Source organism: Microbacterium sp. SS28 (assembly GCF_022761035.1).
GTDB lineage: Bacteria > Actinomycetota > Actinomycetes > Actinomycetales > Microbacteriaceae > Microbacterium.
The window spans coordinates 264,615-280,496 of the sequence record NZ_JAKWJP010000004.1 but is presented as its reverse complement, the minus strand read 5'-3'; the positions used below and the strand labels follow the sequence as shown (position 1 = coordinate 280,496).

Below are 15,882 nucleotides of genomic sequence, written 5' to 3'. Positions count from 1 at the left end.
GTCAGGTGTACTGGCGCAGCGCCTCGCGCCGCGACGTCACTCCGAGCTTGCGGTAGATCGAGCGCTGATGCGTCTTGACGGTGTTGACCGACACCCCGAGCTTGTCGGCGATCTCGATCGTCGTGAGCGTCGTGCGCAGCTGCTCGAAGACGTCGCGCTCGCGCTCGGACAGGGCACCCATCGCGGTGCCGGACGCGCCCGGCCGCAGGCACGAGAGGACGAAGTCCTCGTGCCGCGTGCCCCACGCGACATGTGCGCCGAGCAATTCGCGCAGCTCGGGATCGTTCTCTGAGAACGGGAGGCGGATGCCCTCGGTCTCGGCCTGCGCGAGCGCCTCTTCGCACAGCTCGTGCGCGGTATCCGTCCGTCCCGCGCTCCACTGCGCAAGCGCATTCGTCACGAGAGTCGAGACGCGGATGTACGAGACGCCCGCGTAGGGCGTCAGCCGGCGCAGGAGCTGGAGCGCGTCACTGTAGGCGCCGGTACGGCGCAGGATGCCTGCGACGAGGGCCGCGAGCAGCGGCATCGACGTCTCGTCCGTGAGGCCCCGCGCGAGCTCGAGCGCGCGATCGCGATGCCCGACGCCCTCCTCGAGGAGCGCGACGGCGAGCTGGCGGTAGCGCGGCCACGCGATGCCCTGCGCCTCGGTCCGGGGCAGGAACTGCAGCTCGAGGGCGGCGCGGCGGCACAGCCGCGCGTCGCCGGTCGCCGACGCGGATGCCGCGAGCAGGATGCGGGCGAAGTCCGAGAACATGCGACTGCCGCCACCGAACGCGATGACGCGGCGGAACTCCTGCTCGGCGCGGGGAAGGTCGTGCGCCCACAGCGCCACCACCCCGGCCGCGACCCCGCCGCTGCCTCCGACGTAGGCGACGAGCGTCGACTCCTCGGGGTCCTCGTCGGCGAGCGCCGTGAGCAGGGGGCGCGTCTCGCGGAACCGGCCGGCCCACGCGAGCGCGTAGGCGAGGCATTCCCGCGCGCGACGCGCGAGCGCGCGGTCGCCGACAGCCTCGGCCTTGCGCACGGCGGACTCGAGCGTCTCGACGACCTGCTCGGGCTGCACGCGGTGGATGAGCTCGGTCCAGCCGACGAGGAACGTGATCGCGGCGCGTTCGCTCGCAGACGCCTCGCCTTCGACGAGATGCCCGCGCACCGCCGTCAACGTCGCGCCGAGGCGGGACCTGTCGTCGAGGAAGAACAGTCGCGCGAGGTCGAGAGTGCGTTGGGATGACCCGTCGTCGGCAGCGTCTGCTTCGGCCCGCGCGAAGAGCTCGCGCGCCGCCTTGTGCTCGCCGAGCACGTCGCGGGCGCACGCGCGCACGAGCTGGATCGAGGTGCTGTCGATGAGACGAGCCGGAAGCGACAGGCATGCCCGGTCGAGAGCGGCCGCGGCGGAGCCCATGACGAGCCGCACCCACGCGTCGAGGATGACCCGTGCCGCGCCCTCTCCGTCGCCCACTTCGAGCAGATGGCCCACGGCCTCGAGCGGCCGCTCTTCCGATAGGAGCGCTCCCGCGCGCCGGCGCATCCTCTCCAGCCGCGCCGGATCCTCCTCGGCGAGCAGCTCGAGGCAGTGCCGCGCGAAGAGCGCGTGCCAGCGGTATTCGACGCCGGAAGGGCCGTCGTGGCGATCGAGGAAGAGGCCGAGGCGGCGGCACTCCTCGAGCAGGCGCGCCGCGTCGGGTCGGCCCGTGAGCTCGACCGCGAGCCGCGGCGTGAGCTCGCCGCAGACCGTCGCGTCGACGACGAAGCGGGCGAGCTCGGGCTCGAGCGCCGAGAGGATCACGTCGCGCACGTAGTCGCGCATGAGTCCGCGGCTGCGGTCCGCACCGCGCGAGCGCGCCGCCCCGCTCAAGAGGGCGAGGCGCACGGCGATCGGCCACCCCGCGGTGTCGGCGTGCACGGCCGCGGCATCCGCCGTGCTCGTCATGGCGGCGGCGAGATCGACGACCTCGTGCGCCTCGAAGGCGAGGGCCTCGGCGCCGATGACGGCGTCGGGATTGCTCAGGATGAAGCGGGGGATCCGCGCTTCGAGAGCTGTCGTGCCGACCAGGACGATCCTCAGCGCCGCCGGGGTGCGCGCGAGCAGGGCCGCGAGGAGTCCCGCTTCGAGACTCTCGTGGGCGCGCTGCACGTCGTCGATGACGAGCACGAACGGCTCGAGCACTCCCGCCAGGACGGCCTCGAGCCGTCGGCGCAGGTCGAGGGGCGCGGGCGCGAGGCCGTACGAGTCGACGTCGTGCATGCGATCCGGCGGCAGCACCGACTCGAGGGCCGCGACGATCCCCTCGTCGACCGAACCCTCGTCGAGCGGGGCGATGGCGAGCCACGCGACGAGGCGGGGCGAGCGTTCCGCCCAGGCTGCGACGGCGGTCGTCTTGCCGAATCCGCTGGGCGCGGTGACGACGGTGACGGGATGCTGGTCGACGACGTCATCGATGAGCTGGATCAGCTCGGGGCGCGCCAGCGTCGCGGGCTGGCGCACGGGGGGCTGGTGCCGGCTCCACACCACGGGGGACAGCACAGACGTCGGCAACGTCATACGGCCTCCTCCTCTGCTGCTCGGCTCCGTGACGGCGAGTTCTCGGAGCCGGCGAGGTCTCGCAGCTGCCTCCCGCCGGAACGGGCGGTCTGCGGAGTCGCCCCGTGATTGTACAACGGCCGTGTTACTGCCTCGGCACGTGCCGCGCCTCCGGGCGAAAACGCCGCACAAACGAAACAGCACCCCGCGCTATGCGCGGAGTGCTGTTTCTGTGGCCCGGATCAGGCGAGCGCGCGAGCCTTCAGCGCGTCGTACTCGGCCTGCGTGATGGTGCCGGCCTTGAACAGCTCGGCAGCCTTCGCGATCTCATCGGTCGGGCTCGCGGGCTTGGCGACCGACTGAATGTAGGCGTTGGTGGCCTCCTGCTGGCGCTTGGCCTCGGCGAGACCGCGCTCCTGCATGCCTGCACCACGTGCGATGAGGTAGACCAGCGCCGTGAGGAACGGCAGGAAGATCAGGAAGATGACCCACAGGGCCTTCCACCATCCGCTGAGCTTGTGGTCGCGGAACAGGTCGCTGAAGATCGTGATGAGCACGAACAGGTAAGCGACGAAAGCGAAGATCCAGAAGAACCAGAGGACGAGGTTCCAGAAGCCGCCGTCGAACATTTCATTTCCTCCAACAAAGGACAAGGTCGGGCTAGGTGATCAGTCTGTCGCGTGCATTTCGCGACGGCCCGCCCGAATCACCCCTTTCAGATGACCGGGCGGGCGCGTCAGCGGATCAAGCGAGCAGGCGGGCCTTGGCGGCCTCGAACTCCGCGTCGCTCAGGGCGCCGGCATCCCGCAGCGCGGCGAGCTTCTGCAGCGACGCGACGATGTCGACCTCGCCCGCGGGCGCCGGGGCGGGAGCCGCCGGGGCGGGAGCGGGGGCTGCCGCCATCTGCTGCGCGACGGCCTGCTGAGCCGCGGCGTTCATCGCGGCCTGCTGCTGCGCGGCCTGGTACTGGTCCTGCTCCCACTGGTCCTGCGCCTTGCGCTGCTGGCGGTTGTTCATGCCGTTGTTGACGGCGGTCGCGGTGCCGGCGACGACCGCGGTGCGTGCGGCCAGGCCGACGAGGCCGGGACGGCCCACTCTGCGCATCATGCGTTTTCTCCTTCGATCTCTTCGACGATCTCTTCAGCGGCTTCCTCTTCGATGACGTCGACGAGGGCGTTGACGACGGGGGCCGGGATGCGCTCCGACGAGAGCACGACGCCTCCGCTCGCGGCGAGGCTCGCGGCGAGCTTGCGCGCGTAGACGAGCTCGAGCGCGACGATGGCGGCGGAGCCGCCCGGGGGAACGAGCTCGGCGAGCTCCGCGATGTCTTCCTCGCCGGTGATGCCCGACAGCACGAGGTCGAGGGCGGCGTAGTCGTCGGAGTCGTCCGAGATCTCGGTGACCTCGACCTCGCCCGACTCGGACTTGGAGATGACCACGAAGTCGAGCACGCGCAGGACGTCATCCTGGACGAGGGCCGCGAGTTCCGCGATCACCGCGGGATCGGGACGCTCGTCCTCGAGGCCGAGCAGGAACAGCTCGACGGGTCCGAAACGGAAATCAACCATTGTCTTCCCTTCTGAAGTCACGGGTGGAGGCCGGGGCCTCCGCCGTGCTCGACGGGAGGGCCCCCGGCATCGATCTCAAGCTAGTCGCGAGGGGGTGCACCGGAAAGGTCCGCGCGCGACGAGATCACCCGTCGCGGGGGAGGAATCCGGGTCAGCGCGCGGGGACGATGCACGTGGGCGACGGCGCCGCCGTCCGGTGCCGCACACGCCCCGGGACGCCCGTCCGCAGATCGATCCCGAGCGAGACGACCTCGTCGGCGAGCTGACCCGCGATGAGCAGCGTGTCGCGCGCGACGACGTGGTGCCGCGGCCAGTGCACGCCCGCCTCGACGAGCGCGACGGGGTCGAGCTGCGCGCCCGTGCCGCGCACGCGGAGCGTCGCGATCGTGTCGCTCCCGCGGACGCCCGCATAGAGGAAGTCGCCGTCGCGGGACGGCGCGAGCTCGGCCGCCGTGTCGTCGGGGAGGATGCCGGCGCCCAGGTGCGTGCCGCCGACGAGGCGCCAGTTCGACGGGTTCGCGGGGTCGGGTGCCAGGACGAACACCTCGTGCGAGAGCTCCGTCACGACGTAGAGGTGCCCGCTCGGGTGCCAGACGGTGTGGCGCGGGCCCGAGCCGCGGGGGAGGACGATCTCCTGCACGGGAGCGAGACCCGTGCCGCGGACCCGCCAGAACCGGACGAGGTCGAGGCCCATGTCGGTCGTGGCGATCAGGCCGCCCGGCAGGAAGACCGCCTGATGCGCGTGGGACGGGCGCGACGTCGCGTTTCCCTCCTGGGCGGCAGGCTCGTCGTGGTCGGGAACGAGGTGGGCGTACTCCGCGCCCGCGGCCTCGCGCAGGGCGCGCGCGGCGGCGGCGAGGTCGATATCGCCCGCGCGCGTGGGGGAGGCGAGGGAGGCGGCGGAGTCGTAGGGGTCGACCGCCGCGGCGGCGACGACCGGCGCGGAGGGCACGCCCGCGGCATCCACCGCCATGCGCACGACGCGGCCGTCGCTCCAGCAGCTCGCGACGAGCGATGCGCCGTCGGGCGCGACGGCGATGTGGCAGACGGACTCACCGGCCGCGACGGGCGCTCCGAGTCGCGTGAACGACTCCTGGCCCGTGCGGCGGAAGGCCTGGACGGTGCCCGCCCCTTCGAGTGCCGCGTAGACGACGTCGAGGGACGGATGCCGCGTGAGCCACGACGGCGACCCGCCGGTGGTCGCGGCATCGCCCGCGAAGCCGAGGGATCCGCCCGCGAGCGCGTCGTCGGCGGCGCCCGCGAGGAGCACGCCGATGCCGGTCGCCGCGCCGTCCATGTCGGCGGTGTACCCGCCGAGCCAGAAGCGCACGGTCAGTCGACGAGGTCGTGGCGCACGATCACGGCGTCGCGCGCGGGGCCGACGCCGATGACCGAGATACGCGTTCCGCTCATCGCCTCGAGGGCCAGGACGTAGTCCTGCGCCGCCTTCGGGAGGTCGTCGAACGTGCGCGCCGTCGAGATGTCCTCCTGCCAGCCCGGGAAGTACTCGAGGATCGGCGTCGCGTGGTGGAAGTCCGACTGGCTGACGGGCACCTCGTCGACCCGCTCGCCGTCGACGTCGTAGGCGACGCAGACCGGGATCTCGTCGAGGCCCGTGAGGATGTCGAGCTTGGTCAGCACGATGTCGGTGATGCCGTTGATCCGCGTCGCGTAGCGCGTGATGGGCGCGTCGTACCAGCCGACGCGGCGGGCGCGGCCCGTCGTCGTGCCGAACTCGAAGCCGCGCGAGCGCAGCCATTCGCCCTGCTCGTCGAAGAGCTCGGTCGGGAACGGGCCCGAGCCGACGCGCGTCGTGTACGCCTTCGTGATGCCCACGATGCGGTCGAGGCGGTTGGGCCCGACACCCGAGCCGGTCGCGGCGCCGCCCGCCGTCGCCGACGACGACGTCACGAACGGATAGGTGCCGTGGTCGACGTCGAGCATCGTCGCCTGGCCACCCTCGAAGACCACGACATCGCCCGCGTCGAGGGCCTGGTTGAGCAGCAGTCCCGTGTCGGCGACCATGGGGCGCAGTCGATCGACGTAGGAGAGCAGATCCTCGACGACGGCGTCGGCCGTGATGGCGCGGCGGTTGTAGACCTTGAGCAGCAGGTGGTTCTTCTGGTCGAGGGCACCCTCGACCTTCTGGCGCAGGATGTTCTCGTCGAAGAGGTCCTGCACGCGGATGCCGACGCGGTTGATCTTGTCGGCGTACGCGGGGCCGATGCCGCGGCCCGTCGTGCCGATCTGGCGCTTGCCGAGGAAGCGCTCCGTCACGCGGTCGAGCACGCGGTGGTACTGCGTGATGATGTGGGCGTTCGCGCTGATGCGCAGCCGGGACGTGTCGAGCCCGCGCGAGTGCAGGGCCTCGAGCTCGTAGAAGAGCACCTCGAGGTCGACGACGACGCCGTTGCCGATGACGGGGTGCACGCCGGGCGAGAGGATGCCCGAGGGCAGCAGGTGCAGCGCGTACTTCTCGTCGCCGATGACGACGGTGTGACCCGCATTGTTGCCGCCGTTGAACTTGACGACCCAGTCAGTGCGCTCGCCGAGCAGGTCGGTGGCCTTGCCCTTGCCCTCATCGCCCCACTGAACGCCGATGATCACGATGCCTGGCATGGAAGCTCCCCCGTTATCGGACGGTTACACCCCATCCTATCCAGGCGCGTCTGCGCGACCCCTCCGGCGTGACCCGTCGTTCGGGAATACCGAGCGAGGGCTCTGCATTGCCTTTCGTGACGGTCGATTCCGACATCCACTTCCTATTCCAAAGAATGGGCGCACCATGCCTTCCTCCCTTGACCACGCCCGCTGGCTGGCCGATCGCCGCAGCGCCGTCACGGCGCCGACGGGAAACCTCGCCCTCGTCGAGACCCGCTGGACCGGCGAGCCCGCCGATCTCGAGGCTGTCCGCGCGTCGGCAGGGCCGACCTCCCAGGTCACTCCGATCCAGCGCGCCGACATCGAGACGGGCGGCACGCAGCACGGTCTCCGGGTGTGGGATGCCGCATCCCCCGCCATCCGCTCGTTCGACCACATCGACTCGTACGACTTCGACGAGGAGTGGGTGCTGACCGGCCGGTTCGTCCCGGTCGCCGAGGATCGCACCGTGCCGTTCGAGCACATCCGAGACAACGGCGGCACGCGCGACCTCGTCGTGCCGGGCGACATCATCGTGACGGTCGACGGCCGCGAGCACACGATCGCCGCGTTCGACGACGGCGGCACGCTGCTGCTCGTCTTCGGCGACGAGACGAACGGGTCCGAGACCTACGGCGCCGGCCGCTTCCTGCACGTGCACCGCGAAGCGGGCGTCGGCGAGCCGGGCGAGGTCGTCCTCGACTTCAACCGCGCGTTCGTGCCGCCGTGCGGCTTCTCGGCCCAGTACAACTGCCCCCTGCCTCCCGCCTCGAACCGGTTCCCCCTGCCGATCCGAGCCGGGGAGAAGTCCGTCGTCTTCCGCGACGGCTTCGACATCTACGCGGCGTGACCCGTCGTCACATCCACAGCAATCTGGAGCATCACCCCATGAAGAGATCCCTCACCGTCGCGTCCGCGTTCACCGCCGCCCTGATCCTGGCCGGCTGCGCGCCGGCCGCAGACGGCGGCAGCACCGCGGCGAGCGCCGAGGACGCGACGATCTACGTCGGCTCGCTCTACGAGCCGCAGAACCTCAGCAACACGCAGGGCGGCGGCCAGGGCGTCACCGAGGCGTTCAACGGCAACGTCTACGAGGGCCTCTACAAGCTCACCGACGACGGCGCGGTCGAGCCGCTCCTCGCCGAGGACGCCGCCGTGAGCGAGGACGGCCTGACGTACACGATCACGCTGCGCGACGGCGTCACGTTCCACTCCGGCAAGGACCTCACGTCGGCCGACGTCAAGGCGAGCGTCGAGGCCGTGACGGCCGAGGACTCGAAGTCGGCCCGCAAGTCGTCGTTCAAGTACATCGCCGACATCGCGACGCCCGACGACAAGACCGTCGTCTTCACGCTCTCGCAGCGGTCCATCTCGTTCCTGTACAACCTCAGCTACATCTGGATCGTCAACTCGGAGGCGGGCGACCTGACCCAGACCGAGGACGGCACGGGGCCGTACACGCTCGACGAGTGGAAGCAGGGCAGCACCCTGACCCTCGAGCGCTGGGACGACTACTGGGGCGAAGCTGCGAGCAACGGCGAGGTCGTCTTCACGTACTTCACCGACGCGACGGCCGAGAACAACGCGCTCCTCACGGGCGAGATCGACGTCATCACGAGCGTCCAGAGCCCCGACGCGCTCGCGCAGTTCGACGGCAACGACGACTTCGTCGTGAGCGAGGGCACCTCGACCACGAAGGAGCTCCTCGCGTTCAACGACCGCGTCGCGCCCTTCGACAATGCGCTCGTGCGCAAGGCCGTCTACTCGGCGATCGACACCGAGAAGCTGCTCACCTCGATCTGGGGCGACTACGGCACACTCATCGGCTCGATGGTGCCGCCGACCGACCCGTGGTACATCGACCTCACGGACGTCAACCCGTACGACCCCGACCTCGCGCGCGAAGAGCTCGCCGAGGCCGGCTACGCCGACGGCTTCACGTTCACGCTCGACACTCCGAGCTACGACCCGCACCCGGCCGTCGCCGAGTTCCTCCAGTCGCAGCTCGCCGAGGTCGGCATCACGGTCGAGATCAACACGATCAGCGCCGACGAGTGGTACACGAAGGTCTTCCAGGAGCGCGACTTCGAGGCGACGCTGCAGGAGCACGTCAACGACCGCGACGTCGTCTGGTACGGCAACCCCGACTTCTACTGGGGCTACGACAACGCCCAGGTCACGCAGTGGGTCGCCGACGCCGAGCAGGCCGCCACGACCGACGAGCAGACCGAGCTGCTGAAGCAGGTCAACCAGCAGATCGCCGAGGATGCCGCAAGCGTCTGGCTCTACCTCTACCCGCAGATCGTCGTGGCTTCGAGCGACATCAGCGGTTACGGTGTCAACGGCCTGAACTCGCAGTTCTTCGCCTACGACATCGTCAAGTCCTGATCCAACGGCGGATGCCGGGACGCCCAGGCGTCCCGGCATCCGCCGTTTCCCGTGAAACATGCTTCCGTATCTGCTCCGCCGCACGGCCTTCCTCGTGATCTCGCTCGTGGTCGCGATGATCGTGATCTTCGTGCTCCTCCGGCTCCTCCCCGGCGACCCCGCGAACGCGCTCCTGTCGATCGACGCGACCCCCGAGCAGATCGCGGCGGCGCGCGCGCAGGTCGGGTCCGACCAGCCCCTGCCGCAGCAGTTCGCGGCGTGGGCCGCGCAGCTGCTGAGCGGCGACCTCGGCTCTTCCTACATCTCGTCGCGTCCCGTCGGCCCCGAGGTCGGGTCGCGCCTCGGCGTGACGCTGCCCCTCGCGCTCATCTCGTTCGTCGTGGCCCTCGTGCTCGCGCTCGTCATCGGGATCACGGCGGCCGTCCGGGCGGACCGCTGGTACGGCATCCTGCTCTCGGGCTTCTCGCAGCTCGGCGTCGCCGTCCCCGTCTTCTGGGTCGGCGTCATCGTCGTGTGGATCTTCGCGCTGCAGCTCGGGATGCTGCCCTCGGGCGGGTTCCCGCGCGACGACTGGGAGGATCCCGCCGACGCGCTGCGCTCGCTCGCGCTGCCGATCCTCACCATCGCGTTCGTCATGAGCGCGTCGATCAGCCGCTACGTGCGCTCGGCGACCCTCGACGTCCTGGGCAGCGACTACCTCCGCACGGCGCGGGCGGGCGGCGCGGGTCTCACGGAGTCGCTCCTGCGCCACGGCGTGCGCAACGGCGCCGTGCCGGTCGTCGCCGTGCTCGGCATCGAGCTGTCCACGACGCTGCTCGGCGCCGTCGTCGTCGAGAGCGTCTTCACGCTGCCCGGCCTCGGGAGCATGCTGCTGACGGGCATCGAGCAGCACGACTACGCCAACATCCAGGGAGTCCTCGTCGTGAGCACGCTGTTCGTGCTGATCGTGGGCTTCGCGGCCGACATCGCCCAGCGCATCCTCGATCCGCGCCTGCGCACGAGCATCTCGGGCAACCGATGAGCGCGCCGGAGGGCCGCGTCGAGACGGCGGCCGAGCAGCAGGTGCACGTCGCGACATCCACTGTCCGTCGTCGCGGGCACGCGACGCTCGTCATCGGAATCGTCCTGACGGGACTCGTCGTCGTCACGGCGCTCGTCTCGCTCGTGTGGCTGCCGTATCCGCTCTCCGACATCCAGGGCGGGCGGCTCGAGGCGCCGAGCGGTGCGCATCTGCTCGGCACCGACCGCCTCGGCCGCGATCTGCTCTCGCAGCTCATGGCGGGCGCGCGCATCGCGCTCACGGTGGGCGCGGGGGCGGTCCTGCTCGCGGGGACGCTCGGAACCCTCGTCGGACTCACGGCGGCGCTCGCGCGGCCGTGGGTCGACGACACGCTCTCCGCGACGCTCGACGTCGTCATCGCCTTCCCCGTCCTGCTGCTCGCGATGCTCATCGTCGCCGTGCAGGGTGCGTCGCTCGGCTCCGCGATCTTCGCGATCGGGCTCGCGATGGCCGCCGTGATCGCCCGCCTCGCGCGCATCCTGTCGCGTCGCGTGCTGCAGGAGCAGTTCGTCACGGCCGCCCGCACGAGCGGCACGCGACTGCCCGGCATCGTGCTGCACCACATCCTCCCGAACATCGCCCCGACGCTCGCGGTCGCCCTCGCGCTGCAGTTCGGCGTCGCGGTGCTCGCCGAGGCGAGCCTGTCGTATCTCGGCCTCGGCGCGCCGCCGCCCAATGCGTCGTGGGGACGGATGCTGCAGGAAGCGCAGGGCACGGTGCTCAGCGCGCCCGTGGGAGCGCTGGCCCCCGGCATCGCGATCGTCGTCCTCGTGCTCGGCGTCAACTTCCTGACGGACGGGCTGCGCGAGTTCACCGACCCGACGAGGAGGAGGGCGCGATGAGCCTGCTCGAAGTGTCAGGACTGTCGGTGCACGCCGGCGCGCGGGCGCTCGTACGCGACGTGTCGTTCACGCTCGCACCCGGCGAGCGCCTCGGCGTCATCGGCGAATCGGGGTCGGGCAAGTCCGTGACCTCGCTCGCGGCACTCGGCCTGCTGCCGGACGCCCTGTCGGCCTCCGGATCGATCCGGCTCGACGGCCACGAGATCGTCGGCCGCCCCGACGCCGCGCTGCGCCCCCTGCGAGGTCCCGTCGCGCAGATCGTGTTCCAGGAGCCGCTCACGGCGCTCGACCCCCTCATGCGCGTCGGCCGCCAGATCGCAGAGCCGCTCACACGCCACCGCGGTCTGCGCGGCTCTGCCCTCCGAGCGGGCGTCGCAGCGGCCCTCGCCGACGTCGCTCTGCCCGACGAGCGAATCGCGCGCGCGTTCCCGTACGAGCTGTCCGGGGGGCAGCGCCAGCGCGTCGCGATCGCGATCGCCCTGGCCGCGCGCCCGCGGCTGCTCATCGCCGACGAGCCGACGACCGCCCTCGACGTCACAGTGCAGGACGGCGTGCTGAGCCTCCTCGAGCGCCTCGTGGCCGAGCGCGACATGGGCCTCCTGTTCATCAGCCACGACCTCGCGGTCGTCGCGCGCATGGTCGAGCGGATCATCGTGATGCAGGACGGCGTCGTCGTGGAAGAGGGGCCCGTGATGCAGATCGTGCGCGAGCCGCGGCATCCGTACACGCGAACGCTCGTCGACAGCGCGCGGGCGCTCGATGCGGCCCTCGACGCCGATCCGCGGGCGGGAGGGACGCGATGAGCATCCTCGAACTCACGAAGGCGGGCTTCGCGTACGGCTCGCAGACCGTGCTCGAAGACGTCTCGCTGACCATCGACGAAGGCGAGAGCCTGGGCCTCGTGGGCGAGTCGGGGGCGGGCAAGTCGACGATCCTGCGGCTGCTGCTGGGGCTCGCCGCACCGAACTCCGGAGATGTGCGCTTCGACGGCGCCCCCCTGAACCTGCGCGATCGAGCGCTCGTGCGCCGTTTCCGCGCATCCGTACAGCCCGTCTTCCAGGACCCGTACTCGTCGCTCGACCCGCGGCAGCGCGTCGATCGGATCGTGGCGGAGCCGTTGCGATCGCTCAAGCTCGCGAAGGGCGACGAGGTCAGGACGCGCGTCGCCGAGGCACTGGCATCCGTCAATCTGGATGCCGGCACCCTGACCCGCTACCCGCACGAGTTCTCGGGCGGTCAGCGCCAGCGCATCGCGATCGCGCGGGCGATCGTCTCGCGCCCGCGGCTGCTGCTGGCCGACGAGCCCGTGAGCGCGCTCGACGTCACGACGCGCGTGCAGGTCATCGACCTGCTCGCGAGCCTGCGCCGCGAGCAGGGCCTCGCGCTCGTCATGGTGTCGCACGACCTCGGCGCGGTGGCCGCGGTGTGCGACAGCACTGTCGTCCTGCGATCCGGTCGCGTCGTGGAGTCGGCGCCCACCCGGACGCTTCTCACGGCGCCCGCGACGGAGTACGCCCGCACCCTCGTGGGCTCGGTCCCGCGGCTTCCGCGCTGAGCTCGCCCCGCCGGGCGGCGCACGGATCGCCCCGTCCGCCCGCCGCTAGGGTGAGGCCATGACGCGCACGCCCGCCTGGGCCTCGATCTGGACAGCGGCACGTGCCGTCGCCGCACTCCTGATCCTCGCGGCGATCGTCGCGCAGGCCCAGACGACGATCGGCGGCGCGATCGACGGGGGACGCGACGTCGTCACGACGACCGTCAACTTCTTCAGCTTCTTCACGATCCTCTCGAACGTCATCTCGGTCGTCGTCCTCGCCTGGGCGGCCGTGTGGTTCTGGTCGAAGGGGCGGTCGACCGAATCCCCCGAGCCGCGCGCCCTCGCGACGGTGCTCGCCTGCGCGACGACCTACATGATCGTGACGGGGATCGTCTACAACCTGCTGCTGCGCGGCATCACGCTCCCGCAGGGCACGACGGTGCCGTGGTCGAACGAGGTCCTGCACGTCGTGGGCCCGCTGTTCCTGCTCGCCGACCTCTTCCTGGGGCCGGGCCGCCGGGCCCTGCCGTGGCGGGCCATCGCCGAAGTGCTCGTCTTCCCGATCGCGTGGGTCATCTACACGCTCGTGCGCGGGCCGCTCACGACGAGCCCCGTGACGGGCGACGGCTCGTGGTACCCGTACCCGTTCCTCAACCCCGCGAACTTCGACGACGGATATGCGGGGGTCGCGGTCTACGTCGTGGGCATCGCCGTCGCGATCGGCCTCGCTGCGACCCTCGTCGTGTGGGTCGGCCGGCGGCGGGGCGCCGAGCTCCGCGCACCGATTCCGGTGGTCTCGACTTCGGCCGAGACCACCGACTGAAAGGCCTCTCACCAGGGGAAAAGGCACGTCCCCACACGTGTCCACCCTTCGGGGGACAGTTTGTCGGCTGAGTACAAGAACGCTTCATCGCGCCCCGCGGAGGAGCGCGCCGTGACACGGAGTTTCACCGCCTGAGGCACCCTGGCGAGGATCCTGATCGCGGGGGAGACAACCCGAAGCCACAACGAAGGGTCGTCTCGAAATGCATTGGATCTGGATCAGAATCGCAGCGGCGCTCACGGCACTGTCCGGGGTCGTCGCGGGATTCATCGTCAACGTCGATCGCGCCGCCCGTGAAGGACAGCAGCTTGGGGACGTTCTGGCGAACTACTTCAGCCTGTTCACGATCGTCTCGTCGCTCCTGAGCGTCGCGATCCTCGTGACGGCAGCGTCATGGTCGGAGCGGCACCCGGGAAGCGCTCGGGAACCGCTGGCGATCGCCCTGGGAATGGCGGCGGTGGCAGCCCCCGTCATCCTGCTCGGACTCGTCTACAACCTTCTCCTGCGGGGCATGCCGAGCACTGTCGCGCTGGGCGACTCCGCCGGGATCCACCTGCTGGACACGTACGCGGTCGACGTCCTGCACGTCGTCATGCCGATCTACTTCGTACTCGACCTGCTGCTGGCACCGCGACGGCGCGGACTGCCCTGGTGGTCGCTCGGCGTCATCGTCGGCTACCCGCTCGTCTGGATCACGTACACGATGGTGCGCGGCGAGATCGTCGCGAACCCCGACGGGAGCACGCCGTGGTGGTACCCGTACCCGTTCCTCGACCCGCACGGTGCGGGCGGCTACGGCTCGGTCTTCGCCTACATCGGCGCGATCTTCGCCGGGTTCCTCGCGATCGGCGCGATGATCGTCGCGACCGGGCGCTACCGCGAGCGGCGAGCGGCGCGACGGAGCGCCGTGCACGCACCGGGCGCGCTGCCGGTCTGACGGACCGTTTCAGGGGCGGGATGACGCGCAGCGCGGCCTCCCGCCCCTGAATTTCGTCCGGATGCCGCTCAGTAGACTTGAGGGCATGTCGAAAGTCCTTCAGTCCCTGCCCGTCGGCGAGCGCGTCGGCATCGCCTTCTCGGGGGGCCTGGACACGTCAGTCGCCGTCGCGTGGATGCGCGACAAGGGCGCCGTCCCCTGCACCTACACGGGTGACCTCGGCCAGCCCGACGAGGACGACATCGATGCGATCCCCGGCCGCGCGCTCGAGTACGGCGCCGAGGTCGCACGGATCGTGGACTGCAAGACGGCGCTCGTCGAGGAGGGCTTCGTCGCCCTCGCGTGCGGCGCGTTCCACATCCGCTCGGGCGGCAAGACCTACTTCAACACGACGCCGCTCGGCCGCGCCGTGACCGGCACGCTCCTCGTGCGCGCCATGAAGGAGGACGGCGTCGACATCTGGGGCGACGGCTCGACCTACAAGGGCAACGACATCGAGCGGTTCTACCGCTACGGCCTGCTCGCCAACCCCGCCCTCCGCATCTACAAGCCGTGGCTCGACGCCGACTTCGTGACGGAGCTCGGCGGGCGCAAGGAGATGAGCGAGTGGCTCGTCGAGCACGGCTTCCCCTACCGTGACTCGGTCGAGAAGGCCTACTCGACCGACGCCAACATCTGGGGCGCGACGCACGAGGCGAAGACCCTCGAGCACCTCGACGTCTCGCTCGAGACCGTCGAGCCCATCATGGGCGTCCGGTACTGGGACCCCGCCGTCGAGATCGCGACGGAGGACGTCACCGTCTCGTTCGACCGCGGCCGTCCCGTCGCGCTCAACGGCCAGGAGTTCACCGACCCCGTCGAGCTCGTCTTCGAGGCCAACCGCATCGGCGGCCGCCACGGCCTGGGCATGAGCGACCAGATCGAGAACCGCATCATCGAGGCGAAGTCGCGCGGCATCTACGAGGCCCCCGGCATGGCGCTGCTGTTCATCGCCTACGAGCGCCTCGTCAACAGCATCCTCAACGAGGACACGCTCGCGACGTACCACGAGCAGGGCCGCCGCCTCGGCCGCCTCATGTACGAGGGCCGCTGGCTCGAGCCGCAGTCGCTCATGCTGCGCGAGTCCATCCAGAAGTGGGTCGGCTCGACGATCACGGGCTCGGTCACGCTGCGCCTGCGCCGCGGCGACGACTGGACGATCCTCGACACGCAGGCCGCCGGCATGTCCTACTCGCCCGACAAGCTCTCGATGGAGCGCGTCGGCGACGCCGCCTTCGGACCGACCGACCGCATCGGCCAGCTCACGATGCGCAACCTCGACATCGCCGACTCGCGCGCGCGGCTCGAGCAGTACGCGGGCCTGGGGCTCATCGGCGGCGCGACGGGCGCTCTCGTCGGCCGTGTCACGGCCGGCGAGGCGGACGAGATCGTCGAGCCCGCGCTGCCGGTCGGCGCGGCGGAAGAGGCGCTGACGAGCGCGACGGATGCCGCGAACGAAGGTTCGGCGTTCGACTTCGGCACCGACTGAGTTTCGTTAACTTGCACAGTAGTGTGCAAGTTAGTACC

General features: G+C 70.6%; 15 protein-coding genes. 9 read left to right on the top strand and 6 right to left on the bottom strand.

Annotated features, from left to right (window positions below; translation table 11 throughout):
* Nucleotide 1 precedes the first annotated feature (1 nt).
* The 6 genes from MJ607_RS12905 to MJ607_RS12880 all read right to left on the bottom strand — a co-directional run bounded on the left by MJ607_RS12905 (nucleotide 2) and on the right by MJ607_RS12880 (nucleotide 6,708).
* Nucleotides 2–2,542, bottom strand: coding sequence for a LuxR C-terminal-related transcriptional regulator (locus tag MJ607_RS12905; RefSeq protein WP_243076000.1), 2,541 nt, complete (start codon nucleotides 2,540–2,542; stop codon nucleotides 2–4).
* Nucleotides 2,543–2,763: 221 nt separating this feature from the next.
* Complete coding sequence (locus MJ607_RS12900; protein WP_243075999.1) at nucleotides 2,764–3,150, bottom strand: SHOCT domain-containing protein; 387 nt, start codon at nucleotides 3,148–3,150, stop codon at nucleotides 2,764–2,766.
* Nucleotides 3,151–3,265: 115 nt separating this feature from the next.
* A complete protein-coding gene (locus tag MJ607_RS12895; RefSeq protein WP_243075998.1) occupies nucleotides 3,266–3,628 on the bottom strand; it encodes an SHOCT domain-containing protein in 363 nt (120 codons plus the stop codon).
* Nucleotides 3,625–4,089: a DUF6325 family protein gene (locus MJ607_RS12890; RefSeq protein WP_243075997.1), complete on the bottom strand. Its 465-nt coding sequence runs from the start codon at nucleotides 4,087–4,089 to the stop codon at nucleotides 3,625–3,627. The genes MJ607_RS12895 and MJ607_RS12890 overlap by 4 nt, the downstream gene beginning before the upstream one ends.
* A 151-nt stretch (nucleotides 4,090–4,240) precedes the next feature.
* Complete coding sequence (locus tag MJ607_RS12885) at nucleotides 4,241–5,419, bottom strand: beta-propeller fold lactonase family protein (protein WP_243075996.1); 1,179 nt, start codon at nucleotides 5,417–5,419, stop codon at nucleotides 4,241–4,243.
* Between the two features lie 2 nt (nucleotides 5,420–5,421).
* The gene (locus MJ607_RS12880; protein ID WP_243075995.1) at nucleotides 5,422–6,708 is read right to left on the bottom strand and encodes an adenylosuccinate synthase; all 1,287 of its coding nucleotides are present in this window, start codon (nucleotides 6,706–6,708) and stop codon (nucleotides 5,422–5,424) included.
* A 166-nt stretch (nucleotides 6,709–6,874) separates the two neighbouring features.
* Here MJ607_RS12880 and MJ607_RS12875 point away from each other — a divergent pair, with 166 nt between their 5' ends.
* The 9 genes from MJ607_RS12875 to argG all read left to right on the top strand — a co-directional run bounded on the left by MJ607_RS12875 (nucleotide 6,875) and on the right by argG (nucleotide 15,844).
* Complete coding sequence (locus MJ607_RS12875) at nucleotides 6,875–7,579, top strand: DUF1684 domain-containing protein (RefSeq protein WP_243075994.1); 705 nt, start codon at nucleotides 6,875–6,877, stop codon at nucleotides 7,577–7,579.
* A gap of 38 nt (nucleotides 7,580–7,617) precedes the next feature.
* On the top strand, nucleotides 7,618–9,117 hold the full coding sequence (locus MJ607_RS12870; RefSeq protein ID WP_243075993.1) for an ABC transporter substrate-binding protein: 1,500 nt from the start codon (nucleotides 7,618–7,620) through the stop codon (nucleotides 9,115–9,117).
* A 58-nt stretch (nucleotides 9,118–9,175) separates the two neighbouring features.
* Nucleotides 9,176–10,138 carry an ABC transporter permease gene (locus MJ607_RS12865; protein ID WP_243075992.1) on the top strand — a complete coding sequence of 321 codons (963 nt, stop codon included), beginning with the start codon at nucleotides 9,176–9,178 and terminating at the stop codon, nucleotides 10,136–10,138.
* Nucleotides 10,135–11,019 carry an ABC transporter permease gene (locus tag MJ607_RS12860; RefSeq protein WP_243075991.1) on the top strand — a complete coding sequence of 295 codons (885 nt, stop codon included), beginning with the start codon at nucleotides 10,135–10,137 and terminating at the stop codon, nucleotides 11,017–11,019. Before MJ607_RS12865 ends, MJ607_RS12860 begins: the two co-directional genes overlap by 4 nt.
* Nucleotides 11,016–11,822, top strand: a complete 807-nt coding sequence (locus MJ607_RS12855) for an ABC transporter ATP-binding protein (RefSeq protein WP_243075990.1) — start codon at nucleotides 11,016–11,018, stop codon at nucleotides 11,820–11,822. Before MJ607_RS12860 ends, MJ607_RS12855 begins: the two co-directional genes overlap by 4 nt.
* Nucleotides 11,819–12,574, top strand: a complete 756-nt coding sequence (locus MJ607_RS12850; protein ID WP_243075989.1) for an ABC transporter ATP-binding protein — start codon at nucleotides 11,819–11,821, stop codon at nucleotides 12,572–12,574. The genes MJ607_RS12855 and MJ607_RS12850 overlap by 4 nt, the downstream gene beginning before the upstream one ends.
* A gap of 58 nt (nucleotides 12,575–12,632) precedes the next feature.
* On the top strand, nucleotides 12,633–13,379 hold the full coding sequence (locus MJ607_RS12845; protein ID WP_243075988.1) for a Pr6Pr family membrane protein: 747 nt from the start codon (nucleotides 12,633–12,635) through the stop codon (nucleotides 13,377–13,379).
* Between the two features lie 202 nt (nucleotides 13,380–13,581).
* Nucleotides 13,582–14,316 (top strand): Pr6Pr family membrane protein, encoded by a 735-nt coding sequence (locus MJ607_RS12840; protein WP_243075987.1) that lies wholly within the window; start codon nucleotides 13,582–13,584, stop codon nucleotides 14,314–14,316.
* Between the two features lie 85 nt (nucleotides 14,317–14,401).
* Nucleotides 14,402–15,844, top strand: a complete 1,443-nt coding sequence (gene argG, locus MJ607_RS12835; RefSeq protein ID WP_243075986.1) for an argininosuccinate synthase — start codon at nucleotides 14,402–14,404, stop codon at nucleotides 15,842–15,844.
* The last annotated feature ends 38 nt before the right edge of the window (nucleotides 15,845–15,882 follow it).

Coding starts and splice junctions, on each gene's coding strand:
- MJ607_RS12865 (WP_243075992.1), top strand. CDS start 9,176: ATGCTTCCGTATCTGCTCCGCCGCACGGCCTTCCTCGTGATCTCGCTC.
- MJ607_RS12875 (WP_243075994.1), top strand. CDS start 6,875: ATGCCTTCCTCCCTTGACCACGCCCGCTGGCTGGCCGATCGCCGCAGC.
- MJ607_RS12905 (WP_243076000.1), bottom strand. CDS start 2,542: ATGACGTTGCCGACGTCTGTGCTGTCCCCCGTGGTGTGGAGCCGGCAC.
- MJ607_RS12860 (WP_243075991.1), top strand. CDS start 10,135: ATGAGCGCGCCGGAGGGCCGCGTCGAGACGGCGGCCGAGCAGCAGGTG.
- argG (WP_243075986.1), top strand. CDS start 14,402: ATGTCGAAAGTCCTTCAGTCCCTGCCCGTCGGCGAGCGCGTCGGCATC.
- MJ607_RS12870 (WP_243075993.1), top strand. CDS start 7,618: ATGAAGAGATCCCTCACCGTCGCGTCCGCGTTCACCGCCGCCCTGATC.
- MJ607_RS12850 (WP_243075989.1), top strand. CDS start 11,819: ATGAGCATCCTCGAACTCACGAAGGCGGGCTTCGCGTACGGCTCGCAG.
- MJ607_RS12900 (WP_243075999.1), bottom strand. CDS start 3,150: ATGTTCGACGGCGGCTTCTGGAACCTCGTCCTCTGGTTCTTCTGGATC.
- MJ607_RS12845 (WP_243075988.1), top strand. CDS start 12,633: ATGACGCGCACGCCCGCCTGGGCCTCGATCTGGACAGCGGCACGTGCC.
- MJ607_RS12880 (WP_243075995.1), bottom strand. CDS start 6,708: ATGCCAGGCATCGTGATCATCGGCGTTCAGTGGGGCGATGAGGGCAAG.
- MJ607_RS12840 (WP_243075987.1), top strand. CDS start 13,582: ATGCATTGGATCTGGATCAGAATCGCAGCGGCGCTCACGGCACTGTCC.
- MJ607_RS12895 (WP_243075998.1), bottom strand. CDS start 3,628: ATGATGCGCAGAGTGGGCCGTCCCGGCCTCGTCGGCCTGGCCGCACGC.
- MJ607_RS12855 (WP_243075990.1), top strand. CDS start 11,016: ATGAGCCTGCTCGAAGTGTCAGGACTGTCGGTGCACGCCGGCGCGCGG.
- MJ607_RS12890 (WP_243075997.1), bottom strand. CDS start 4,089: ATGGTTGATTTCCGTTTCGGACCCGTCGAGCTGTTCCTGCTCGGCCTC.